Origin of the sequence: Glycomyces sp. NPDC047010, assembly GCF_040644205.1 — a bacterium.
Lineage (GTDB): Bacteria > Actinomycetota > Actinomycetes > Mycobacteriales > Micromonosporaceae > Glycomyces.
In genome coordinates, this window is record NZ_JBEYVY010000014.1 from 78,454 (window position 1) to 100,781 (window position 22,328).

General features: G+C 72.9%; 21 protein-coding genes. 10 read left to right on the forward strand and 11 right to left on the reverse strand.

The features are described from left to right. Nucleotides 1-40: 40 nt before the first annotated feature. From AB0A65_RS24325 to AB0A65_RS24335, 3 genes are read right to left on the reverse strand one after another with little or no spacing between them, the layout of a single operon-like run. Complete coding sequence (locus AB0A65_RS24325) at nt 41-400, reverse strand: hypothetical protein (protein ID WP_359954728.1); 360 nt, start codon at nt 398-400, stop codon at nt 41-43. 14 nt (nt 401-414) lie between these two features. Then, nucleotides 415-1,209 (reverse strand): ABC transporter permease, encoded by a 795-nt coding sequence (locus AB0A65_RS24330; RefSeq protein WP_359954730.1) that lies wholly within the window; start codon nt 1,207-1,209, stop codon nt 415-417. Beyond that, nucleotides 1,206-1,949 (reverse strand): ATP-binding cassette domain-containing protein, encoded by a 744-nt coding sequence (locus AB0A65_RS24335; protein WP_359954732.1) that lies wholly within the window; start codon nt 1,947-1,949, stop codon nt 1,206-1,208. Before AB0A65_RS24335 ends, AB0A65_RS24330 begins: the two co-directional genes overlap by 4 nt. 40 nt (nt 1,950-1,989) lie before the next feature. On the opposite strand from AB0A65_RS24335, the gene AB0A65_RS24340 reads away from it, so the two are divergent. From AB0A65_RS24340 to AB0A65_RS24350, 3 genes are read left to right on the forward strand one after another with little or no spacing between them, the layout of a single operon-like run. After that, entirely contained in the window at nt 1,990-2,388 is a 399-nt protein-coding gene (locus AB0A65_RS24340; protein WP_359954734.1) for a GntR family transcriptional regulator, read from the forward strand. Beyond that, on the forward strand, nt 2,385-3,497 hold the full coding sequence (locus tag AB0A65_RS24345; protein WP_359954736.1) for a hypothetical protein: 1,113 nt from the start codon (nt 2,385-2,387) through the stop codon (nt 3,495-3,497). Before AB0A65_RS24340 ends, AB0A65_RS24345 begins: the two co-directional genes overlap by 4 nt. A gap of 51 nt (nt 3,498-3,548) precedes the next feature. Next, entirely contained in the window at nt 3,549-4,109 is a 561-nt protein-coding gene (locus AB0A65_RS24350) for a DUF4291 domain-containing protein (protein ID WP_359954738.1), read from the forward strand. A gap of 25 nt (nt 4,110-4,134) precedes the next feature. On the opposite strand, the gene AB0A65_RS24355 is transcribed toward AB0A65_RS24350, so the two are convergent. The 3 genes from AB0A65_RS24355 to AB0A65_RS24365 all read right to left on the reverse strand — a co-directional run bounded on the left by AB0A65_RS24355 (nt 4,135) and on the right by AB0A65_RS24365 (nt 8,644). Then, on the reverse strand, nt 4,135-5,424 hold the full coding sequence (locus tag AB0A65_RS24355; RefSeq protein ID WP_359954740.1) for a hemolysin family protein: 1,290 nt from the start codon (nt 5,422-5,424) through the stop codon (nt 4,135-4,137). Nucleotides 5,425-5,527: 103 nt separating this feature from the next. Next, the gene (locus AB0A65_RS24360) at nt 5,528-6,304 is read right to left on the reverse strand and encodes an IclR family transcriptional regulator (RefSeq protein WP_359954742.1); all 777 of its coding nucleotides are present in this window, start codon (nt 6,302-6,304) and stop codon (nt 5,528-5,530) included. A gap of 42 nt (nt 6,305-6,346) precedes the next feature. Continuing rightward, a complete protein-coding gene (locus tag AB0A65_RS24365) occupies nt 6,347-8,644 on the reverse strand; it encodes an FAD-dependent oxidoreductase (RefSeq protein ID WP_359954744.1) in 2,298 nt (765 codons plus the stop codon). A 131-nt stretch (nt 8,645-8,775) separates the two neighbouring features. Between AB0A65_RS24365 and AB0A65_RS24370 the strand changes: the two genes are divergently transcribed. Together AB0A65_RS24370 and AB0A65_RS24375 are read left to right on the forward strand one after the other, a co-directional pair. After that, the gene (locus AB0A65_RS24370) at nt 8,776-10,119 is read left to right on the forward strand and encodes an MFS transporter (protein ID WP_359954746.1); all 1,344 of its coding nucleotides are present in this window, start codon (nt 8,776-8,778) and stop codon (nt 10,117-10,119) included. Further along, a complete protein-coding gene (locus AB0A65_RS24375; RefSeq protein WP_359954748.1) occupies nt 10,119-11,093 on the forward strand; it encodes an NAD(P)-dependent oxidoreductase in 975 nt (324 codons plus the stop codon). The genes AB0A65_RS24370 and AB0A65_RS24375 overlap by 1 nt, the downstream gene beginning before the upstream one ends. Nucleotides 11,094-11,190: 97 nt before the next feature. On the opposite strand, the gene AB0A65_RS24380 is transcribed toward AB0A65_RS24375, so the two are convergent. Then, a complete protein-coding gene (locus AB0A65_RS24380; protein ID WP_359954750.1) occupies nt 11,191-12,027 on the reverse strand; it encodes a virginiamycin B lyase in 837 nt (278 codons plus the stop codon). A 72-nt stretch (nt 12,028-12,099) separates the two neighbouring features. Between AB0A65_RS24380 and AB0A65_RS24385 the strand changes: the two genes are divergently transcribed. The 3 genes from AB0A65_RS24385 (at nt 12,100) to AB0A65_RS24395 (ending at nt 15,200) form a co-directional block, all read left to right on the forward strand. After that, nucleotides 12,100-12,687, forward strand: coding sequence for a TetR/AcrR family transcriptional regulator (locus AB0A65_RS24385; RefSeq protein WP_359954751.1), 588 nt, complete (start codon nt 12,100-12,102; stop codon nt 12,685-12,687). 52 nt (nt 12,688-12,739) lie between these two features. Further along, nucleotides 12,740-13,426: a hypothetical protein gene (locus AB0A65_RS24390; protein ID WP_359954752.1), complete on the forward strand. Its 687-nt coding sequence runs from the start codon at nt 12,740-12,742 to the stop codon at nt 13,424-13,426. 115 nt (nt 13,427-13,541) lie between these two features. Next, a complete protein-coding gene (locus AB0A65_RS24395; protein WP_359954754.1) occupies nt 13,542-15,200 on the forward strand; it encodes an AAA family ATPase in 1,659 nt (552 codons plus the stop codon). Between the two features lie 12 nt (nt 15,201-15,212). Here AB0A65_RS24395 and AB0A65_RS24400 read toward each other — a convergent pair whose 3' ends face one another. Beyond that, nucleotides 15,213-16,118, reverse strand: coding sequence for a LysR family transcriptional regulator (locus AB0A65_RS24400; protein WP_359954757.1), 906 nt, complete (start codon nt 16,116-16,118; stop codon nt 15,213-15,215). 131 nt (nt 16,119-16,249) lie between these two features. Here AB0A65_RS24400 and AB0A65_RS24405 point away from each other — a divergent pair, with 131 nt between their 5' ends. Further along, nucleotides 16,250-17,323: a TDT family transporter gene (locus AB0A65_RS24405; RefSeq protein ID WP_359954771.1), complete on the forward strand. Its 1,074-nt coding sequence runs from the start codon at nt 16,250-16,252 to the stop codon at nt 17,321-17,323. 55 nt (nt 17,324-17,378) lie between these two features. On the opposite strand, the gene AB0A65_RS24410 is transcribed toward AB0A65_RS24405, so the two are convergent. The 3 genes from AB0A65_RS24410 to AB0A65_RS24420 form a co-directional block, all read right to left on the reverse strand. Beyond that, nucleotides 17,379-18,788: an extracellular solute-binding protein gene (locus AB0A65_RS24410; protein ID WP_359954759.1), complete on the reverse strand. Its 1,410-nt coding sequence runs from the start codon at nt 18,786-18,788 to the stop codon at nt 17,379-17,381. Further along, nucleotides 18,785-20,791 (reverse strand): vWA domain-containing protein, encoded by a 2,007-nt coding sequence (locus AB0A65_RS24415; protein WP_359954761.1) that lies wholly within the window; start codon nt 20,789-20,791, stop codon nt 18,785-18,787. The genes AB0A65_RS24410 and AB0A65_RS24415 overlap by 4 nt, the downstream gene beginning before the upstream one ends. A gap of 159 nt (nt 20,792-20,950) precedes the next feature. Further along, entirely contained in the window at nt 20,951-21,397 is a 447-nt protein-coding gene (locus AB0A65_RS24420; RefSeq protein WP_359954763.1) for a hypothetical protein, read from the reverse strand. A 194-nt stretch (nt 21,398-21,591) separates the two neighbouring features. Between AB0A65_RS24420 and AB0A65_RS24425 the strand changes: the two genes are divergently transcribed. Then, nucleotides 21,592-22,328: BTAD domain-containing putative transcriptional regulator (locus tag AB0A65_RS24425; RefSeq protein ID WP_359954765.1), on the forward strand; the 737-nt coding region annotated here is incomplete at its 3' end.

Below are 22,328 nucleotides of genomic sequence, written 5' to 3' on the forward strand. Positions count from 1 at the left end.
GGGTTGCCACTACTTTGTGACATCGCCTCACTATAGCGCTTTAGTCCTCCGAAGTCATCGCTCCGATCATGGCGATCGCGGCGGCCGGGTCGTCGACTTCGAGGAGCAGCCGGTCGTACTTCGCGCCTTCGAGTTCGACGACGATCGCCCGGTCGGGGTCGCCGACGTCCCAGAAGTCGAGCCGCCCGGCCCGCCGGAACGAGCCGAGGTTGACGACGCCGGGGACGTTCGTGGCGACGCCCCACCGGGCCCCGGGGAAGACCCGGGCGGCCTCGGGATCGATGCGGGCGTTGGTGATCCGGTCCCAAGGGACCGTGAGCGGGCGCCAGCGCCCGAAGACGCGGCGGGCGCCGGTGAGGTGGATCGAGAGGTGGGTGTCGGTGGCGGTGAGGACGGCCATGGGGTTCTCCTTCGCTAGGTGACGTCGCGGAGCATGGGGGCGGTGACGGCGGCCGTCGCGGCCGCGAGGGCGTACGCGAGCAGGACCGCGCCGCCGAGGACGGGCGGCAGTAGCGCGGCGGCCGAGCCGGTGGTCTCGGCTGCGGCCGCGGTCATGAGGCTGGAGCCGGTGAGGGCGGCGGTGGCGCCGCCGGGCAGGAACGCGTAGGCGTGGTTGACGCCGGGGATGATGGCGAGCAGGTGCTCGACCATGTAGAGGTAGGCGCCGAGGACGAGGAGGGTCGCGGTCTGGTTGCGCAGCAGCGCACCGAGTCCGACGCCGATCACGGTGTAGGCGGCCATGGCCGCGCCGAGGCCCGCGAGGAGCCCCGCCACCGTCCCGGGCGTGGCTCCGATGTCGACGCCTTTGGCCGCGGCCGTTCCGTAGAGCGCGGCCGCCGCCGACACTGCGGTGAGGAGTCCGTAGGCGGTTCCGGCGAGTGCGTAGGCCGCGAGTTTGGCGGCGAGCACGCGGTGGCGGCGCGGCTCGAACAGGAACGTGTAGGCGATCGTGCCGTGCCGGTACTCCGCGGTGACGGCGAGGGCGCCGAACAGGGCGGGGACGAGGACGGTGAGTCCGATCATGCTGAGCACCAGGCGGACTCCGGCGTCGGTGTCGAGGCCGGGCATCGGCGGGTCGAACCGTTCGGGTCCGATGAGGACGCAGGCGGCGGTGAGGAGGCCGCCGGAGGCGAGGGCCGCGAACGGTCCCCATCTCCACAGCGGGGTGGTGAGGAGGCGGCGCAGTTCGGCGCGGATCGGGCGGGTCATGCGGGGGCTCCGGTCAGGTCGAGGAAGGCGTCTTCGAGGGCGCCGTCGCGGGTGAACTCGGCGAGCGGCCCGGTGGCGGCGATGCGGCCGCGGTGCATGACGACGACGTCGTCCACGAGCCGTTCGGCTTCGGCGAGGACGTGGCTGGCGACGAGGACGGTGCGGCCTTCCGCGGCGAGTCCCTTGAGGAGGGTGCGCAGCCAGGCGATGCCCGCGGGGTCGAGGCCGTTGGTCGGCTCGTCGAGGACGAGCACGGGCGGGTCGCCGAGGAGCGCGGTGGCGAGGTTGAGGCGCTGGCGCATCCCGGTGGAGTAGCCGCCCGCGCGGCGGCGGGCGGCGTCGGCGATGTCGGCCTGCTCCAGGACCGCGTCGACGCGCGCGTCGTCCAGTCCCAGGAACGCGGCGTAGACGCGGAGGTGGTCGCGGCCGCTGCGGGCGGGGTGGAGGCCCTTGGCCTCCAGGGCGGCGCCGACGGTGCGGGCGGGTGAGCGTAGGTCGCGGTAGGCGCGGCCGCCGATGAGGGCGGTGCCGGCGTCGGGTTGCACGAGGCCGAGGAGCATCCGGAGGGTGGTGGTCTTGCCGGAGCCGTTGGGGCCGAGGAAGCCGGTGACGCGGCCGGGTTCGACGTCGAAGGCGACGTCGGTGGCGGCCGCGACGGGCCCGAATCGCTTGGTGAGGCCCCGGATTTCGAGGCGGTGGGGCGGGTGCATGGCGGTGTCCGTTCCACTCGGTCGTCTCATCTATCTGTTATAGCTCATGTATATCAGATACACTTCCGGGATGCGACTGACGCTCGACGTGGACAGCGAGGTCCCGATCTACCAGCAGATCCGGGACCAGATCGTCACGGCCATCGCCGCCGGGGAGCTCGCGGCCGAGGCACCACTGCCCTCGACCCGGCAGCTCGGCGCGGACCTGATGATCAACTTCCACACCGTCAACAAGGCGTACGACCTGCTGCGCCGCGAGGGCTTCATCCGCGTCAACCGCAAGAGCGGCGCGGTCGTGCGTCGTGACCCGGACTCCGGGCCGCCCGACCCCGGCGTCGCCGACGCCTGGCAGGAGCGCCTGCGCACCCTCCTCGCCGAGGCCGTCGCCCACGGCATCCCCGCCGCCGAGGTCCTCGACCGCACCGGCGGCGTCCTCGACGCCTTCACCGCCGAACGGAGCCCCACGTGAACCCCGCCGACCTCGCCCTGCTCCTGGCCGTCACCGCCACCCTCACCGCCGCATGGCGGGCCGTCCCGGCCCTCGCCCGCCCCGAGTACGCGTTCGGCGTCGCGGTCGCCGGAGGCGCCGCGGACCCGGCCCTCGGGCGCATCCGCAAGGTCTACGCCCGCAACGTGATCGCCCTCGGCGTCGGCGCCACGGCCGCCACGTGGGCCCTCGCGCTGTTCACCGGACCCGTTGCGGCCCTGAGCATCGGCGCGAGCGTCCTCGTCATCGCCGACCTCGCCGCGTACGCGTTCGCGAGCCGCGCCGTGCGCGCCGCGAAAGCCGACGGCGACTGGTACGCCGGAGCCCGCCAGGCCGTCACCGCGGACCTGAGCTTCCGCACCGACCCGGTCCGCGTCAGGTGGCGCGGCCTGATCCCCGCTGTGGCGGTCCTGGTCGCGACCGCCGCTACCGGGCTCCTCCGCGCCGACTCACTCCCCGCGACCCTCCCGGGCCTGGACGGCTGGGCCCTCGACGGCGGCCCGCGCGTCCCGGCCACCTTCTGGAACGCCGCGAACCCGGTCCTCACCCAGGCCGCCACCATCGCCGCCACGGTCCTCGTCCTCGTCGTGGTCATGCGCGCCCGCCCCGAAATCGACGCCGCCCGCCCCGCCGCCACGGCCCGCCGCTACCGCGCCTACCTGACCGCGCTCGCCGACCTCCTCCTCATCGTCGCCGCGTGCGCCAACCTCACCCTCGCCGGGATCGCCTTGCGGCTGTGGGAACTCCTGCCCGCCTCGATCGCGACCACCGCGATCGTCTTCGCGCCCCTCCTCGCCGCCGCCGTGCTGACCGTCCGCTTCGAGCTCCGCGTGGGCACCGGCGGCCACCGCCTCCCCGCCCTCCCCGGCGAAGCCGCCGAGGACACCGGCCTCGTCCAACGCGACACCGACCGCCACTGGCACCTCGGCGGCCTCGTCTACGCCAACCGAAACGACCCCGCCATCCTCGTCCACCAACGCGTCGGCGGCGCCCAATGGACGATCAACCTCGGCAACCCCATCGCCCTCACCACCACCGCCCTACTCCTCGCAACCGCCCTGACCGCCACAGCCCTCACCACCCTGACCTGACCGAGAAAACATGGTTGCCCGTTGCCGGGTTCCGATGCGAGGCTGCGGGACATGGCCTCGCCGTATGAGATCCGCGCCGACTTCGACGCGCGCAGCATCGTCGTCTACCAGGCGTACGCACCCGTGATCGCCGATGCGGCGCTGCGCGCGGGGCGGTTCGTCGCCCCGTTCTCGTTCAACCGGATGACGTGGATCAAGCCGTCGTTCCTGTGGCTGATGCACCGCAGCAACTGGGCCCGGAAGTCCGGCCAGGAGCGGATTCTCGCGGTGCGGATCAGCCGGGACGGATGGGAGGAGGCTCTCGCGAACGCCGTCCTCACCACCGCCGATCCGGCCGCAGTCGCCAAGGCCGCCGTACACGTCCAGTGGGACCCCGAGCGGTCGGTCCGCGGCGCCGCGCTCAACCACTACAGCATCCAGGTCGGCATCGGCCGCCACCTCATCCGGACGTTCGCCGACGAGTGGGTCACGGAACTGACCGACCTCACCCCACAGGTCCGCAAGGCCGCCAACCTGATTCAGAGCGGCGGCGCCGCAAAGGCCCAACGCCTGCTGCCCGCCGAACGCGCCTACCCGCTCCCGCCCGACCTGGAACGCCGCCTCCGTCCGTGAGCGGCCGCCCGGCGCAGGCCGCTCGTCAGGGGGTGTCGGCGGGGTCGGGGGGCGGGTTGCGGTGGAGGCGGATCTTGGTGATGGCGTTGCGGTCGGTTTCGAGGATCTCGGCGGTGTAGTCCTGGACGGCCACGGTCTCGCCGGGGCGGTCGGGGACGTGGCCGAGGTGGTCGAGGACGAGGCCGGCGATGGTGGCGTAGTCGCCGTGGCCGGTGCGGTCGAGGTCGATGCCGAGGTCGACGAGGTCGTGGAGGGGGAAGCCGCCGGGGAGGACGAAGGACCCGTCGGGTTCGCGCAGGACGGTCTGGATGTCGCGGTCGAACTCGTCGTAGATCTCGCCGACGATCTCCTCCACCAGGTCCTCCATGGTGATGATGCCCTCGACGGCGCCGTACTCGTCGACCACGATCGCGAACTGCTCGTGCTCGTCGCGCATCCGCCGCAGCGCGTCGGTGACCTTGAGGCTCTCGGGCAGCAGCATGCTCGGCCGGGTCTGCCCGGTCACCGGCCCGTCGACGCCGACGAGGTCGCGCAGATGGACGATGCCCTCGACGTCGTCGATGCCGGTGGGGCCCGCGACCGGGGCGCGCGAGTGGCCGGTCGCGACGAGGATCTGCGCGGCCTCGGCCGCGGTGGCGGTGGCGGGGATGGAGGTGACGTCGCGGCGCGGGATCACGATCTCGCGCAGGACCCGCTCGGCGATCTCGAAGGCGCCGGAGAGGATGGTCCGCTGGTCGGCGGTGAAGTCGCTCTGGGCGTCGATGAGGTCGCGGATCTCCTCGGTGGTGACCTCGTCGCGGCCCGCGGCGGGGTTGTTGCCGGTGAGGCGCACGACCAGGTTGGTCGACACCCCCAGGAGCCAGACCGCGGGCCGGGCGATGGACGCGAGGACGTCGAGGGGCCGGGCCACCAGGAGGGCCCAGCGCTCGGCGCGCTGCATCGCGATCCGCTTGGGCGCCAGTTCACCGAAGACGAGGGTGACGAACGTAAGGACGAGGGTGACGGCGACGATCGCGACGGACTCGGCGCCGGAGCCGAACATCGACAGGGCGGGCACGAGCGGCTGCGCGAGCGCGACCGCTGCGGTGGCCGAGGCGAGGAACCCTGCGAGCGTGATGCCGATCTGGATGGTGGCGAGGAACCGGTTCGGGTCGCGTGCCAGCTTGGCGAGCACCCGCCCGCCCCTCGACTCGCGTTCCAGCCGCTGGATCTGGCTGTCGCGCAGGGTCACCAGCGCCATCTCGCTGCCCGCGAACACCGCGTTCAGTCCGATGAGCACCACGACCAGCGCGAGCTGCCCTCCATAGCCGCCCACGGCAATCAACTCCCTCGCTGTGTAGTTGCCGCGAAGCCTACCGAGTGCCGCGGGCCGGGCTCGGACCCTGTGCGGGGAGTGACCGGTCCGGAGCGGTCGCGGCTCAGCCGGGGGCGACCGCGGTGATGAGGCCGAGGCCGACACTGATGCGGTCGGCGGCTTCGACGACGTCCTCCACGAGGAGGTCCACGCCGTGCTCGCGCATGAGGGTGAGGCGCCCGGAGATCGAGATGGCCGCGACCACGCCGCCTTCGGAGTCGCGGATGGGGGCGGCCATGCCGAGGCGGCCGAGGGCGAGCTCCTGGTCCTCGACGGCGCTGCCGGCGCGCCGGACGCGCTCGACCTCGGCGGTGAGCGCCTCGTGCGCGCCGATCGTGTTGGCGGTGTAGACGGGCAGGTCGCCGAGGAGTGCGCGCCGCTCGTCCTCGGTGGTGTCCAGGAGCAGGCACTTGCCGAGCGCGGAGGCGTGCAGGGGCTGGCTCATCCCGATCATGGTGTGGCTCTTGGGGGCGTGGCGGCCCTCGAAGTGGCACAGGTAGATGAGCTTGTCGCCGTCGCGCACGGCGACGTTGGCGCTGAAGCCGGTGCGGGTCGCGAGCTCCTGCGCGGTGGCACGGGACTCGCGGTGCACGGGGTTCTGGTTCAGGCCCTCGCTGGCGAGCCGGAGGACCGTGGTGCCGATCGTGTAGCCGGGCATGTCGCCCACTTTCGACACGTACCCGAGCTCGTCGAGCGTGGCGAGCAGCCGCGCGGTCGTCGACGGCCCGAGCCCGGTGGCCCGCGCGATGTCCGATGCGCGCATCGGCCCCGTCGTGGACGCGGCGATGGCGGCGAGCACCGATGCGGCGCGGCCGAACCCCTGTTGCACCTCAGCGGCCATGCGAACCTCCCGGCGACAGCTTAGGGCAGGCCGCGCCGCCGGTCACCGCCACGGCATCGCCGCGGCGCGCCCGCTCGGCTCGGCGAAGGCGCGGAGGGCCGCGAGGGAGACGTACGGCGAGCCGTTGGTGCGGGTGACCGCGACGCGAACGGCGGCGGCGTCGATGGGCGCGAAGTCGTGGACGCGGTGGCGGTGGCGGTTGTCGGTGACGTCCGCGAGGGTGCGCCAGCGGCCGTCCACGAGGGCGTCGAGGGTGTAGTCGGCGGCGAGTTCGGGCATGACGCGGAAGCCGGTGCGGTGGTGGTGGAGGTTGATGAGGTCCTCGTCGACGTCGTCGTTCCACACGAGGCGCACCGAGGCGAGCCGTACCGGTGCGGGCCAGGCGAGTTCGAGGGCGACGGGGCCCGCGGCGAGGGCGTCGGGGGCGCTCGACCACAGGTTCGGGCCGCCGTAGGGCCGCTGGTAGGGGCCGGTGACCTGGGCAGGCGTGTACGCGGCGGTCGCGGGCTCGACGGCCAGCGCGAAGGAGCGGCGGCGGAGCATGCGGGCGTTCCAGTCGGTGACGGGCTGGGCCTGCTCTTCGTTGATGTGGTCGTCGAACGCCTTGTCGGTGGCGAGCTTGGCGCCCATGGCGAGGACGCCGTGGGGGCGCTCGCCGGTGAGGGCGAGGGCGGCGTGCGGGTTCGCGCGGACGACCACCACGGCTTGGCGGTTGCCTTGCGGCGGTTGCCAGTCGAACTTCGCGCGGGCGGTGCCGGTTCCGGCGGCGACGGGCACTTCGACGGTGGCGAGGTGTCCGATGGGGACGGCATTCTGGGGTTTGCCGGTGTCCCAGAGTTCGACGCGGAGGACGGTGTCGCGGTCGGCGCGCACGTCGAGTTCGACGGCGTCGATGCGGGGGTCGGCGGGGACGAGGACGGCCGCGTCGCGGTCGAGCGGGAAGTGGTCGCCGGTGGCGTGGGGGCGGGTGGTGACGGTGTCGAGGGTGCTGGTGGCGGTGGCCGTGGCGAGCGGGGCGAGGTCGGCGGGGTCGTCGCGGCGGACGCCGATGACGGGGGCGTCCTCGCGCAGGAGGGTCCGCTGGAGTTCGGGGAGGCGGTCGCGGCCGACGGCGCGGGGCGAGAGGCCCTCGCGGGCGGCGAGGGCGGCGGCGGTGCCGACGGCCTGGCCCTGGGTGGCGCAGGTGGCCATGACGCGGGTGGAGCCGAAGGCGACGTGGGAGGCGGAGATGTTGCGCCCGGCGAAGAGGAGGTTGCCGACGTCCTTGGAGTAGAGGCTGCGGTACGGGATCGGGTAGGTGCCGTCGCTGTAGCGCTGCTGGGCGCCGGCGCGTTCGGCGTAGACGCCTTCGACGGGGTGGAGGTCGATGGACCAGCCGCCGAAGGCGACGGCGTCGTCGAATTCGCGCTGGTCGAGGATGTCGTGCTGGGTGAGGGTGTAGTCGCCCCAGAGGCGGCGGTACTCGCGCTTGCCGGGGACGGCGCCGACCCATTCGAGGGTGAGGTGCTCGGCGTCGAACTCGCCGGAGTTCTTGATGTAGTCCCAGATGCCGAAGACGACGGACCAGAGCTCGTCGCGGATGCGCTCGTTGTCGTGGACGGTGTCGAGTTCGCCGCCCCACTCGATCCACCAGTAGTCGCAGCCGTTGTCGCCGGTGCGGATGATGCGGTTGGCGAGGATGGGGGTGTCGCGGATGTCCTTGGTGGCGAGCGGGGGGACGAAGGGGACGGGGCGTCCGGCGTCCTTGGTGTAGAAGAAGATCGAGGAGCCGAGGAGTTCGTCGTCGGCGGTCTCGGGGGCCCAGGGCTCGGCGTACTCGGTGCGGGCCTCGCGGCCGATGCGGGAGGTGGCGCCGGCGAGGTGGGCGATGAGGCCGTCGCCGGTGCAGTCGACGAAGACGGGCGCCTCGAAGCGGGTCTCGATCTCGCTGCCCATGGTCCAGCCGGTGACGGCGGCGATGCGGGGGCCGTCCTCGCCGGGTTCGCCCATGTCGATCCGGCGCACGTCGGTGTTCAGGTGCAGCGTGACGTTCGGTTCGGCGCGCACGAGGTCGAGGACGGTCTGGTCCCAGTAGTAGGGGTTGCCCTCGGGGTTGCGGTAGTTGTTCTCCAGGAACAGCTCCCCCATGAGGCCGGTCTCGCGGGCGTAGCGCTGGGTGCCGTGGGCGGTGGCGCCGACGACCCAGACGCGGACCTCGCTGGAGGAGTTGCCGCCGAGGACGGGCCGGTTGGTGGCGAGTGCGACCTTGGCGCCGAGCCGGGCGGCGGCGACCGCCGCGCAGGTCCCGGCGAGGCCGCCTCCGATCACGACGACGTCGTACTGCTGCGTGCGCTGCTCCATTGCGTCTCCCTACCTCGGCGTTGCGGCCAGTGTACCGCTGAGTGAAAGTTTTGTTTCATCCAGCGGTTTACAAGGTTCATTCACCGGTATACGCTCGGTCGGTAACGACAATGAGGTTGAATGGAGCACCTATGGCTCAGGAACCGGCCCTGGAGAACGCGTCCCGCCCGCCCGAAGCGGTGACGCCCCTGGACGACGAGGCCCGTCGGCGCCGCATGCGGAAGGTCATCACCGCCGCCGGCATCGGCCACTTCGTCGAATGGTTCGACTTCGGGCTCTACGGCACCCTGGCATCGGTCATCGCGGTCCACTTCTTCCGCGAAGGGGACCCGCAGGCCGCCCTCCTGTCGTCCTTCGCGGTCTTCGGCGCGGGCTTCGTCATGCGCCCGCTCGGCGGGCTGTTCTTCGGCAGCATGGGAGATCGACTCGGGCGAAAAAACACTCTTGCCCTGGTCATCCTGATTACCTCCGGCGCGACCCTCGCGATGGGCCTGCTGCCCACGGTCGACCAGGTCGGCGTGTGGGCCCCGGTGCTGCTCGTGGTGGTGCGGCTCGTGCAGGGCTTCGCGGCCGGCGGCGAGTCCAGCGGCGCGACCACGCTCCTGGCCGAGTACGCGCCCTCGAACCGGCGCGGCTTCGTCTCCAGCTTCGTCGACGTCTTCGGCTTCGCCGCGTTCGTCGTCAGCGCCGGCCTGGTCCTGCTGTACACGGCCGTCCTCGGCACCGAGGCCCTCAACGACTGGGGCTGGCGCGTCATGTTCATGCTCGCCCTCCCCCTCGGCCTCTCCGGCCTCTACCTGCGCCGCAAACTGGAGGACACCCCCGAGTTCCAGGCGATCCAGGCGAAGGGCGAGGTCACCAAGTCCCCGCTGCGCACCTCGATCAGCCGCTGGTGGAAGGCGCTGCTGTTCTGCGTCGGCTTCGTCGTCCTCAAGGCCGTGGGGCACTGGATCCTCCAGACCTTCATGCCCTCCTACCTCCAGTCGGACCTCGGGTACGACCAGAAGACCAGCTACGGCGTCACCGTCGTCGGCCTCCTCGCCATCACCGTCCTCGTCCCGGTCTTCGGCCTGCTCTCCGACAAGATCGGCCGCAAGCCCGTCATGCTCCTGGGCGCGGGCGGCTTCCTGCTGCTCACCTACCCGACCCTCATGCTCATGGACGGCGGCACCTTCTGGGCCGCGGCCTCGGCGATGATCCTCCTCGGCGTCTTCATGGCCGCCTACGACGGCGCAATGAGCGCCGCGATGGCCGAGCTGTTCCCCACGAACATCCGCTACGGGTCCATGGCCATCGCCTACAACATCTCGGTCGCCGCGTTCGGCGGGATCACGCCCTGGTTCTCCCAGAGCCTCATCTCCTGGACCGGCAACCAGTTCGCCCCCGCCTTCTACGTCATGGGCGCCGCGCTCATCACGTTCCTCGTCGTCCTCGGCGCCCGCGAGACGGCCCGCTCGCCACTGAAGGAGATCTGATGCGCATCGCAGTCACCGGAGCGTCCGGCCGCGTCGGCGGCGCCGTCGCCGCCCAACTCACCGCCAACGGCCACAAGGTGGTCGGCCTCGACCTCGTCGAGCCGCGCCGTCCCGTACCGGACGTGGAGTACCTCGTCGGCGACCTCGCGGACCTCGCCCCCGCCGACCCGCGCCTCGCCGGCATCGAGGCGGTCGCCCACCTCGGGGCCCTCATGTCCTGGGACGAGGCCGACGCCGAACGCCTCCACCACGCCAACGTCACCGCCACGCTCGCACTCGTGCGGGCCCTCGACGGGAGCGCCCTGCGCCGCTTCGTGCTCGCGAGCACCGGCGAGGTCTACCCCGAGAACGCCCCGCAGTACCAGCCGCTCGACGAGGCCCACCCGCGCCTGCCGCGCACCTGGTACGGGCTCACCAAGGTCCTCGCCGAGGACATCGTCGCGTTCGCCTCGCACACCCGCGGCTGGGACGCGGTCGCGCTCCGCTTCTCCCACACCCAGCACCCGGCCGAACTCCTCGACCCGGACTCGTTCTTCTCCGGCCCGCGCTTCTTCGCGAGCCGCCGCCACCGCAAGGCCCTCGCCGCCGGGGACACCGCGCTGGCCGACCAGCTCGCGCCGTACGCCGGGGACGACTCGACCCTGCTGGTGGCCCGCCGCTCCGACGGCGCGCCCGTCCAGATGGGCATCCTCGCCACCGACGACCTCGCCCGCGGCGTCGTCCTCGCCGTCGAGGCCGACACCACCGGGTACGAGGTCGTGGGCCTCGGCCCGGACGCCTCCACCGACCTCGGCGACTTCGCCCGGGCCCTCGCCGCGGCCGCCGGTCTCGCCACGGTGGACGTCGAACTCCCGCCGACCGCACCGAGCTACGTCACGTCCAACGCCAGGGCCCGCGAACTCCTCGGCTTCACGCCGCGGATCTCGCAGCAGGACATGGTCCGCCTGGCCGCGGAGGCCCACCGGGCCCGCTGAAGCAGCACGTGAAGGGGGTCCGCGCCGGATGGTGCGGACCCCCTTCAGGCTTGCAGCGATAGCCAAGGGGCGGACCGAAGTGCGCCCGGCCGGACCGTCACACAGGGTGGCGCGTCAAGCGCCCGGACTCCATCGCCACCCAGACCGCCCCGTCCGGACCGACGGCGAGCCCGTGGGGTTCGTCGCCTTCCAGCTCGAACTCCTGGATCGTCCCGTCGGTGGTGATGCGCGCCAGCAAGCCGGCACCCCACTCGGTGAGCCAGAGGGCGCCGTCCGGTCCCGCCGTGATGGCGTGCGGTCGCGCATCCCGTTGGGGCAGCGGGAAATCGGTGACGGCACCGGAGGTGTCGATGCGGCCGACCTGGCCCGCACCGATCTCCACGAACCACAGCGCGCCGTCCGGTCCGGCACAGATCCCGACCGGCGCCGCGCCCGGCGTGGGCAGCGGATACGTCGAGACGTCGCCGCCGGTCGTGATGCGGCCGATCGCGTTGCCCTGGTTGAGGGTGAACCACATGGCGCCGTCCGGGCCCGCCGCGATCACCGAGGGCATCAGGCCCTTGTCGGGCAGCGCGTACGAGGACGTCTCGCCCTCCGGGGTGATCCGGCCGATGGCGTCGTCCTGCAACCGGGTGAACCACATGGCGCCGTCCGGGCCCGCGGCGATCCCGTACGGCGAGGACGCCTCGAACGCGGAGACGGTGCCGTCAACGGTGATGCGCCCGATGCGCCCGCCGACGAACTCGGTGAACCACAGGGCGCCGTCCGGGCCCGCGGCGATGACCGTGGGCTGGCCGTCGGCCGGGTCGAGGGGGAAGTACACGGGCTCCTCCCCCGGCACGGCGCGTCCGATCCGCCCCTGATGGACGAGGGTGAACCACAGCGCTCCGTCGGGACCGCCGGTGACGCCGTACGGGGAACCGTCGATCAACATGGCGACTCCTATCGCTACTATTGTTGCGTTAAGCTAGCACAGGGGATCGCCTTAACGCAACTGGAGTAGATTTTGGAAGCACGTCCCGGTGGCCGCAGCGCCCGCGTCCGCGACGCCGTTCGGCAGGCGACCCTGGTCGAGCTGGCCGAGAACGGCTACGGCGGCTTGACGATGGAGGGCGTGGCGAGCCGCTCGGGCGTCCACAAGACCACCGTCTACCGGAGGTGGGGCAGCCCGGAGGGGCTCATCGCGGACGCGCTCGAACTCGCGGGGAGCGAGCCGTGGCCGATCCCGGACACCGGCTCGCTGCGCGACGACCTGCGGGGCATCGTCGAGCTCGTGCGCAGCGGGTTCGCCGACCCGGTCGCCGGTCCGATCGCCAGCGCCTTCGTCTCGGCCGCCGTGCAGGGCTCCGGCCCCGCGCAGGCGCTGCACGCGTTCTTCGCCTCCCGCCACGAGCAGGCGGCGCCGGTGGTGGAACGGGCGATCGCCCGCGGCGAGGTGCCGCCGGGCACCGACGCGGCCGAGCTGATCAGACTCGCCGTCTCGCCCGTCTACTACCGGCTGTTCATCACCCACGAGCCGGTCACCGAACGCGACGCGGAACGCGCGGCCGACGCCGCCCTCGCCGCCGCCCGCGCGGGCGTGCTGCGCGAGTGACGGGGCCTCGCCTTGACGCACGGTGTTGGAGGCCCCGGGTATCAATGAACCCATGAGCGTCCACTCCTTCCACCTCGCGCGCGTCCCCCTCCGCGCCGCCGTCGGCGCGCTGCTGCGGGCGCCCTCGGCTCCCGGGCTGCGACACATGGAGGTCCTGGCCGGGATGCGGCTCGGCGCGCCCGTCGTCTCCCGCCACCGGATGCGCCTGCGGCACCTCGCGGTCTTCGCCGAATGGGCCGACGAGGAGGCCCTGGACGCGTTCCTTCAGCGGCCCTTCGGGAAGCACCTGGACGCGGGCTGGCACGTGCGCCTCGAATACCTCCGCCGCTGGGGCGCGGTCCGCGAGTTCGACCACCTCCCGGCCGAGACGGGACGCACCGACCCCGCCGAACCCGTTGTGGCCGTGACCCTCGCGCGCATGCGCCTCACCGAGGTCCCGCGCTTCCTCCACTGGGGACGTCCCGTGGAGCGCCAGGTCCGCGACCACCCCGAGACGACCCTCGCCCTCGCCGCGATGCGCCCGCCGCGCTCGGTCGCGACGTTCTCCGTCTGGACCAGCTCCCGCGCGATGACCGGCATGGCCTTCGGCCGCGACCGCGGCCCCGCCGCCCGCCTCCACCACGAGGCCATGGCCGAACGCACCCGCCGCGACTTCCACCACGAGTTCACCACCCTCCGCTTCCGCCCCCTCTCCGAACACGGCACCTGGGAGGGCCGCACGGCGATCCTCCCGCGCTGACCGCCTGAGTCCTGCCGGAATCCCGCCGCCCGCTCGGGGACGGAACCGCAGGTCGCGGTCGCTGCGGCTGGCTACTCTGGAGGGCGGTCGAATTCCCCTTCCCCATGGAGCCCTCATGCCCCCTTCCGCTACGACCGCATCGGTACTGGAGACCTGGACCCGCGGCGTCGGCCTCCTGCGGGAGGGCGACCTCGTGCGGGCCTCGGACTGCTTCGAGTTCGTCCTGGACTACGACCCGTCCATCGCGGACGCCTGGCTCGGCCTCTACGCCACCGGCGAGCGCCGCGACGAGGCGCTGCGCGGCATGATCCGCCACCAGGTGCGCCTGGGCCAGTTCCGCGACATCACCGGACTCGACATCCGGACGTCGTTCGCGATCGGGAAGTTCGTCGCCTACAAGCTCAACGGCGCCTATGACGCGTGGCTCGCGCATGTCGCCGCGCTGCTCGACGCCGACGACTTCGCCGCGGCCGGCGACCAGCTCTCCCTCGCCGCCGACCGCGAGACCACCGACCAGACCCGGTTCCTCCAGACCCGCCTGCACTACGAGCAGGAGCAGTGGGAGCAGGTCCTCAAGGCGGCGCACGGCATCACCGACCGCGCGCTCCACGACGAGGCGACGCTCTACGTCGCCGCGAGCCTCGTCCACCTCGGCACGCCCTATGAGGCGCTGGAGGTGCTCAAGGGCCTGCCGACCGAGGTCTCCGCCCCGGCCTACATCGCCCACCTGGCGTTCGTCAGGGGCGTCGCGATGGAGTCGCTCGGCGAGGAACGCGAAGCGGCGCAGTCGTTCCAGCGCGCCTTCCGGCTCGCGCCCGAGGTCGAGGCGTTCGCCGAGCGTGTGCGCGCCCTCCGGCCGAAGAAGGCCGTGGACCTCGACTTCGACCGGCGCACCCCCACCGGCGGCGCCGATCGCGCCGCGCTCCTCTCGCGCGCCGCCGCGACCCTCGACGCGATGATCGGCCTCGACTCCGTCAAGCAGCAGATCGAGGCGTTGAAGGCGCAGTACCGGATGGCGGTCCTGAAGAAGGAGCGCGGCCTGCCGAGCGCCGTGCGCCCGCAGCACTTCGTGTTCACCGGCCCGCCCGGCACCGGGAAGACCACGGTCGCCCGCGTCATGGGCGAGATCCTCGCCGGCCTCGGACTGCTCGAACACGGCCGGGTCGTGGAGGCGCAGCGCGGCGACCTCGTCGGCGGCTTCCTGGGCCACACGGCGATGAAGACGCGCGCGAAGATCGACGAGGCCACGGGCGGCGTCCTGTTCATCGACGAGGCGTACTCCCTCGCCAACCGCGGCTACGCCGAGCAGGCGGACGCGTTCGGCGACGAGGCGCTCCAGGAGATCCTGACGGCCGCGGAGAACCGGCGCGACCGCCTCGTCATCGTCCTGGCCGGGTACACCGACCAGATCGACGGGCTCCTCGACACCAACCCGGGCCTGCGTTCGCGCTTCTCCACGGTGGTGGAGTTCCCGCAGTACACGGCGCGGGAGCTCACCGAGATCGCCTTCGCGATCTTCGACGGCGCGGGCGAGGCGCTCACCGGTGACGCCGAGGACGCACTGCGGGAGGGGTTCGCGGCCGCGGTGGACGGCGGCGGCATCGACGAGCTCGGCAACGGCCGGTTCGCCCGCGAGCTGTCCCACCGGGCCACCGGCGAGCGGGACCTGCGGCTCCTGCGCCTCCACGGCGACCACGGGACGCCGAGCTCGGCGGAGATGACCACGGTCGAGGCGGTCGACGTCGCGGGCGCCTTCGCCCGGTTCGCCCGCTGACCGGCCCGCACGTCAGGGGCGGCGGGTGGGGGTGGTGATCGACCGGAGGAGGTCGTCGGCGGCCGGGGCGGGGCGGGGGGCGGGCCAGATCGCGGTGAGGGGGCGGATGATCTCCAGGTCGCGGATGCGGACCCGCCGGAGGCGGCGGGTGCGCAGGTCCTCTTGGACGGCGAGGGAGCTGAGCACGCCCGGTGCGGCGCCCGCGGCGATGGTGCTGCGGAGGCCGAGGGTCGTAGACAGCTCCGCGTTCGGCGGGGCGGCCAGCGGGGCGCCCGCGTCCGCTAGCGCCGCTTCGAAAGCGGCCCGGGTGCCGCTGCCGGGCTCGCGCAGTACCAGGGCCGTGGTCGCGAGCTCTTCGACCGTGACGGCCTTGCGGCGGGACCACGGGTGCGTCGGCGGGGCCACGACCACGAGTTCGTCCCGGCCGATGGTCAGGGACTTCAGGTCTGCGGGCACGGACGGGGTCTCGATGAAGCCGAGCGCCGCGTCCCCGCGCCGCACGGTGTCGATCACGTTGTCGCTGTTGGCGGCCAGGAGCTGCACGGCCGGACCCGCGCCCGCGCCGCGCCAGCGCGCGATCCACTCCGGGAGCAGGTGCTCGGCGATCGTCAGGCTGGCCGCGATCCGGAGGGTCCGCTCGCGGCCTTCGCGCAGCGAGCCGACCGACTCGGTGAACTCCTCGGCGGCCGCCAGGAGCGGCCCGGCCCATGCGGAGACGAGCTGGCCCGCCGAGGTGAGCGTGGAGCCGCGCGGGGAGCGGACGAGCAGCGGCACGCCGAGGCGCGTCTCCAAGGCGCGCAGTCGGAGCGACACCGCCTGCTGGGTGACGCCGAGGCGCGCTGCGGCGGCGTTGAGGCTGCCGGTCTCGGCCACGAGCGCGAGCGCCCGGAGCCCTTCGAGGTCGGGGGGCCGCTCCATTCGCCGCCCTTTCGTGAGGTGGTCCGGTTCCAAGGATTGCTTGGAACCGGGTAAGCAGATGCCCCTACCGTAGCGCGGGGCGGGCGAGGAGGCTGGGACGCGTGTTGAACACCGATTCCCTCCCCCGCCCGATGGTCCGCCACGGTGTCCGCGGGTTCGCGCTGCCGGAGCGCGCGGTCGCGAACGCGGCGCCGAACTGGTTCGCCTCCGTGATGGGCACCGGCATCGTCGCGAACGCGGCCGCGACGCTGCCGCTCCAGTTCCCGGGCCTGCGGGCGGCGGCGACGGCCGTGTGGGGGCTGGCCGCGGTGCTGCTCATCGCGTTGACGGCGGTGACGGTCGCGCAGTGGACGCGGCACCGCGACACGGCGCGCGGGCACCTGCGCCACCCGGTGACGGCCCACTTCTACGGCGCCCCCGCGATGGCGCTGATGACCGTCGGCGCCGGGGCGCTGCTGTTCGGCGGCGACCTGTTCGGCGAGCGCGCCGCCTTCGCCGTCGCCGCAGTGCTCTGGACGCTCGGGACGCTGCTGGGGCTTGCCTCCGCGGTCGTCCTGCCGTACCTGGCGTTCACCGGGTTCGCGTACGCGCCCGACGCCGCGTTCGCCGGGTGGCTCATGCCCGTCGTCCCCCCGATGGTCTCGGCGGCCACGGGCGCGCTGCTGCTCCCCCGCCTCCCCGCGGGGCAGTGGCGGGCGACGACGCTGTGGGGCTGCTACGGGATGTTCGGCGTCAGCCTGATCGCGTCGCTGGTGGTCATCACCCTGGTGTGGTCGCGCCTGGCCCACCACGGGGTCGGCTCCGCCGCTTCAGTCCCGACACTGTGGATGGTTCTGGGCCCGTTCGGGCAGTCCGTGACGGCCGCGAACCTGTTGGGCGGCAACGCACACCTCGTGACGCCCGACAGCGGGGCGCTGGAAGCGCTCGGGGTGGTCTTCGGGGTGCCGGTTCTCGGGTTCGCGCTGCTGTGGGCCGCGATCGCCCTCGCCGTCACCGTCCGCACCGCCCGGGACGGCCTGCCGTTCGGCCCGGCCTGGTGGTCCTTCACGTTCCCGGTCGGCACCTGCGTGACCGCCGCGAGCGCGCTGGCGCTCCACACCGGGGCCGTCGCGTTCGAGGTGCTCGCGGTGGTGCTCTACGCGGGCCTGGTCGGCGTCTGGGCGACGGTCGCGGTCCGGACCGTTCGTAGTGCGGCGGCGCACTGACCGGGACCAGCCGGGCGCCCGGCTCACCTTGCGCCGCAAGGTCTTCAGGTCCCGGTCACTTGCCCTCGACCGCCCGGTCGAGCCTCCCGGCGAGGTCGCTGAAGTCGGGGGCGTCGCCGTTGGCGAGCTTGTCGTGCAGCTCGTCGCGGAACGCGTAGCTGAACTGCGTGTACCTGTCGATCTCCGGCCGCTGGCCCGGATCGTCGGTCAGCGCTTCGTACATCGCCTCGGCTTCCGGCCGCGGGCCGCCGACCGACTCGCAGCCGCCGTCCGCGACACCGCTCGCGATGAGCGCCCTCGCGTCGAAGTACGGTTCGGGCCGCGTCGCGGCGAAGCCGCCGCGCTCGAACAGGAGCTGCTGGCTCACCGGGCCCGTCAGGAACTCGATCAGCGCGCGGGAGACGTTCTTGCGCCTGGAGTACGCGCTCACCGCGAGGCTCCCGCCGCCCAGCACCCCGCCGGGCATCGGCATCACGCCGACCTCGAACGGCACGTCGGCGGCGGCCGCCGAGAACGCCTCGCACGACTCCAGGGTCCGGATCGCCTGCGGCCAGTGCCGCAGGAACGGCGTCAGCCCCGCCTGGAACGCCGCCAGCGACTCGTCCTCGTTGTGCTGCACCGCGGCGGGGAGCACCGTCCACTTGCCCTCGGCCACCGGCTCCCACAGGTCGCCCCAGAGTTCTTCGAGCATCCCGAGGGCCCGCGACCGCGGACCGAAGTCGATCCTCCCGTCGGCCCCGACCTCGGCCCCGCTGGCGAGCAGGTACTCCCAGACGTTGACCGTGAACCCCTCGTAGGACGCCAGCTGCATCGCGATGCCGCCGGTGAACCCGTTGTCCTCCTGGAGGATCAGGCCGATCGTCTGCCGCAGGTCCCCCCAGGTCCCGATCGACTCGGCCTCCAGCTGCGTCAGGACGCCGCTGGCGTAGTCGGAGTCCGATCCAGAGTCGGTCCGCTTGCGGTAGTAGAGCATCCCCACATTGGTGTTGAACGGCAGCGCGTACAGCCCGCCCTCGAAGCGCCCGGTCTCCAAGGGCCGCTCCAGGAACCCCTCCGTATCGACGCCGTCGAGCGGTTCGAGGCGGCCCGCCGCGGCGAACTCGGCCACCCAGGGGACGTCGAGGTCGACCACGTCGACGTCCGGGTTCTCGGCCTGGAGCGCGGCGTGGATCGCGCTGTACTGGAGGTCGGCGATCGGCGACAGCTCCACCATCTCCACGCGGTGGTCGCCGTGCCGGAGGTTCCACTGGTCGACCAGGAGCCGGCGCTGGCCGTTCGCGGTGGCGTCGCGGGCCGCGTACATCTGGATCGCGTCCCCTCCGAGGTCCTCCCAGCCGTCCTCCTCCGGCTCGCGGCCGCCGAGCAGGTAGGCGCCGCCGACCGCGCCCGCGGCCGCCGCGCCGCCGGCCGCTTCGAGGAGGGTCCGGCGGGACAGGTGCGGGCGGGTGCTCCGCTGCTCGCTCATCGGCCGCTCCACAACTGGTTGAACAGGCTGTCGAAGGTCGTCTGGATCTGCTCCGCCTCGGCTTCGAGGCAGGTGACCCGCGGGTCCTCGTCGAGTCCGGCGAAGACCGCCGACCGGCAGGACGCCTCGCCGACCGCGATCAGGTACAGGTTCGCCTGGTGCTCGGCGAGATCCTCGTGCACGTCGTCCACGGTCGTCCCGGACCGGTCGGAGTCGGCGCCGTCGGTGATCACCACCATCGCGGCCGAACCGTCGCCTCCGGTCGCGTCGAGTTCGGCGATGCCGTCGAGCACGGTCTGGTGGAGGTCGACGCCGTTGCTCGTCGGCGTGGCCCGCAGGAGTCCGGCCACGTCGTCGGGAGGGTCGGCGGTCATGTCGAACACCGGTTCGTGGGAACCGGAGCCCGAGACGGGGAACGTCCACAGTGCTGCCTGATCGGCGGGGTTCACGCCGAGGTAGTCGAGCGCGGCGACCACGCCGTCGGTCGCGAGCTCGAAGCGGGTGCGTCCGCCGCCCACCTCCTCGTTCATCGTCTCCGAGTGGTCCACCGCGAGCAGCACGGTCCTCGGCAGGCGGCTGAGGCCGTAGTCCTCCCGGAGCGCCTCGAACTCGGCGGCGCTCGGCGGGTCGGTCGCGACGTCGAAATCGGTCTCGAAGCGGTAGTCGCCCGCCAGCGCGTCGCGCTCGTAGTCCTCACTGCGCATGCCCAGGGCCTCCGGGTAGGCCCCGCCGCCCTTCCCGGCGAGCCAGGACCGCAGGTCGTCGGCGACCTTCGAGCGCCGTTCAGCCCAGGGGTCGTCGGTCCAGTCGAGCCGGACGCCGCGGTAGTCGAGGGAGCCGAGGCCGGTGCCGTAGACCGGCACGAGCCCCGACCGCATGTCGTCCGCGCCCGGGCAGCCGTCGCCGAGGGCTCGCCCCGTGTTGTACTGCGCCAGTGCCATCTCGGTGGTGAGCACTGCCGCGGTGGGGTTCGCGCCTTGGGCGCGGGCGAGTTCGCACAGCAGGTCGGTGTCGCTGGGGGACAGTGCGATCCCGGTCGACGCGGCCGCGTTGGCGAGTCGGCTCTCCGCGAGGGCGGCCTGGCCCTGGGCGGAGAGGGCGCGGAAGAAGAGCAGCCCGGTGGTGGACACCGCCGGGTCCGATCTGAGCACCGGGGTGCCGTACCGGTCGCCGAGTTCGACGATGAGTTCGTTCAGGTCCCGGTCGGCGGTCGGGTCGCCTCCGTTGAACTCCTGCGTGTCCAGGACCGCCTCCGGTACGGCGAGGACGAGCGGGGTCCGCCCGATCGGCTCGGCGTCCTCGGGCTCGAAGACCTCGTACTTGTCCTTGGCGGCGCCGGCGCTCAGCCTCGCGTCGGCGAGCTCGACCTGGGCGAGGGACTCGGCGATCCAGAGGTGGGGCCGGGGGCCGACGTCGCGCTGCGCCTCGAAGGGCCGGTCCTCCTCGCCTTCGGCAGGCGGCTCCCAGCCCTGGGCCATCGCCTTCTCGACCTCGGGCCACGGCGCGCTGTAGGCGGTCACGTTCGCCGCGCGGCACTCACCCTCGCCGTACTCGCGGTTGAACTCGGTGATCGCCTCCTGGAACCAGGCGGCCCCGTCCACGGGGACGAGCACGGTCAGCTCCACCGGGTCGCCGCACGAGTAGAGCCGGTCGTAGATCCGCAATGCCATGGGGCGCAGCAGGAATCCGAGGATGAACGAGCACACGACCGCGACCGCCACGACGGCGAACGCCGTGGACCGCACGCCGCCCCGCCCGGCGCCGACCCGGAACAGGCTCCACAGCAGCTGCACGATGATGATGCCGATCCCCACGGCGACCAGCACGGTGCTCCACGGCTGCGGGACCGCGCCGATGAGCAGCTGGATGAGCGCTCCCAACAAGCCCCCGACCGTGACCGCCGCCCCGCCCAGGTACACGGCCGGGGGCGGCGGGCTCTGCCGCGGCGGCACGGGCGTCTCGTCTTCGAGGGGTTCGGTCCGATGGGCTTCGTCTGCGGCCACTGTTGGCTCCGTTGCCATGTCGCTGTGGAGTGTCGTCAGGGAGCGGTCCCGGGGAAAGGTACTGAACAGTATGCCGCACTTCAGGGTTCCGGCGGGGCCGCGAACCGGCCCGGCGCGCGGTGATTCCGAGGCGGCTTCAGGTCGTGCGGTCGCGCCGCGTCACCGCGGGGCCGCGGCCGCGGAGCGCCGTCGCACCGTCAGCAGGATCGCGCAGACCGCTGATCCGACGACCAGGATCGCGACGCCCTTGGCGATCGGCGGCCGCCAGTCGAAATCGGACGTGTAGGCGGTCGGCCGCCTGGCGTCGGGATCGAGGCGCACCTGGTCGACGGCGGCGGGCATCGACTCGGTCCGCCTGACCCGTTCGCCGTGCAGTTCCACGTCCCGTTCGACGATCGCGCCGTCGTCGCTGGCGAACACCCCTACGAGGGCGCAGGTCTGGTCGCATGCCTTGGTGCGCTCGGGAGTGAAGGTCCCGACCGGTCCGTCCGCGAGCGTGTTGCGGCCGCTCAGACCTTCGGCGACCAGCCCGAGTCCGGCGCCGAGCGTCAAGAGCGCGGTGAACGCGATGAGGACCCAGAAGAGCACTCCGCCAGCCCTGCTCACGGGTTTGGAAGGCTGCTGCGAAGTCATGGTGGGTCGAATCCTAGCCCGCGGCGCCGGCCGGGCCGCGCGGCCGACCCGGCCGCCCCGAGCGGCGTTCCGGCGCCGTCCGGATCGCGAACCGGACCATCCGGACGATGAACCCAGGGGCCACATGCGCACCGTCACGGTTCGGACAGGTGTGGCAGGATCGCCGGGTGCAGATCAGGATGCTCGGGCCGTTCGAGGTCCGCCTCGGCGACGGCCGGGCCGCGGACGTCCAGGGCGCCCGGCTGCGGGCGCTCGCCGCCGCTCTGGCGCTCCAGCCCGGGACCGTGGTGCGCAAGGACGCGCTCGTGGACTGGATCTGGGGCGAGCACCCGCCCGCGGAGGCCGCGAACGCCCTGCACCGGTTGGTATCGCGGCTGCGCAAGGTCCTCCCCGAGGGCGCCGTGCAGGGCCGCGCGGACGGGTACCTGCTCGCGGTCGCGCCCGAGGAGGTCGACGCCGTCAGGTTCGAGCGCCTCGTGACCGGGGTCGACGAGGGCGGCGCCCAGCGGGCCCGGCGGCTCCGCGAGGCCCTCGCGCTGTGGCGCGGCAGCGCCCTCCAAGGCGTCGACCTGCCCGCCTCGGCCGGCTTCGACGCCGCGGTCACACGCCTGGAGCGGTTGCGCCGCACCGCGACCGAGGACCGGTACGACGCCGAGATCGGCGCCGGGAACGGCGCGGGCCTCGTGCCCGAACTCACCGATCTGCTTGCCGAGGACCCGCTCCGCGAACGCGTGGCCGCCGCGCTCATGCGCGCGCTCGCCGCCGCGGGCCGCGACTCGGAGGCGCTGCTGGTCTACCGGCGCACCGCCTCTCCGGTCCCTCGTCGTGTCCCTCGGGATCACCGCGGGCGGGACCGCGGTCAGCGTCGTCGGGTCGATCCGCGGCGCGTACTCGCTGTCGCGGC

Excerpts from the sequence above, each read along its gene's own strand:
- AB0A65_RS24325 (WP_359954728.1), bottom strand. The coding sequence starts at position 400 with ATGGCCGTCCTCACCGCCACCGACACCCACCTCTCGATCCACCTCACC.
- AB0A65_RS24330 (WP_359954730.1), bottom strand. The coding sequence starts at position 1,209 with ATGACCCGCCCGATCCGCGCCGAACTGCGCCGCCTCCTCACCACCCCG.
- AB0A65_RS24335 (WP_359954732.1), bottom strand. The coding sequence starts at position 1,949 with ATGAGACGACCGAGTGGAACGGACACCGCCATGCACCCGCCCCACCGC.
- AB0A65_RS24340 (WP_359954734.1), top strand. The coding sequence starts at position 1,990 with ATGCGACTGACGCTCGACGTGGACAGCGAGGTCCCGATCTACCAGCAG.
- AB0A65_RS24350 (WP_359954738.1), top strand. The coding sequence starts at position 3,549 with ATGGCCTCGCCGTATGAGATCCGCGCCGACTTCGACGCGCGCAGCATC.
- AB0A65_RS24360 (WP_359954742.1), bottom strand. The coding sequence starts at position 6,304 with ATGGCCGCTGAGGTGCAACAGGGGTTCGGCCGCGCCGCATCGGTGCTC.
- AB0A65_RS24365 (WP_359954744.1), bottom strand. The coding sequence starts at position 8,644 with ATGGAGCAGCGCACGCAGCAGTACGACGTCGTCGTGATCGGAGGCGGC.
- AB0A65_RS24370 (WP_359954746.1), top strand. The coding sequence starts at position 8,776 with ATGGCTCAGGAACCGGCCCTGGAGAACGCGTCCCGCCCGCCCGAAGCG.
- AB0A65_RS24375 (WP_359954748.1), top strand. The coding sequence starts at position 10,119 with ATGCGCATCGCAGTCACCGGAGCGTCCGGCCGCGTCGGCGGCGCCGTC.
- AB0A65_RS24380 (WP_359954750.1), bottom strand. The coding sequence starts at position 12,027 with ATGTTGATCGACGGTTCCCCGTACGGCGTCACCGGCGGTCCCGACGGA.
- AB0A65_RS24390 (WP_359954752.1), top strand. The coding sequence starts at position 12,740 with ATGAGCGTCCACTCCTTCCACCTCGCGCGCGTCCCCCTCCGCGCCGCC.
- AB0A65_RS24395 (WP_359954754.1), top strand. The coding sequence starts at position 13,542 with ATGCCCCCTTCCGCTACGACCGCATCGGTACTGGAGACCTGGACCCGC.
- AB0A65_RS24400 (WP_359954757.1), bottom strand. The coding sequence starts at position 16,118 with ATGGAGCGGCCCCCCGACCTCGAAGGGCTCCGGGCGCTCGCGCTCGTG.
- AB0A65_RS24405 (WP_359954771.1), top strand. The coding sequence starts at position 16,250 with ATGGTCCGCCACGGTGTCCGCGGGTTCGCGCTGCCGGAGCGCGCGGTC.
- AB0A65_RS24410 (WP_359954759.1), bottom strand. The coding sequence starts at position 18,788 with ATGAGCGAGCAGCGGAGCACCCGCCCGCACCTGTCCCGCCGGACCCTC.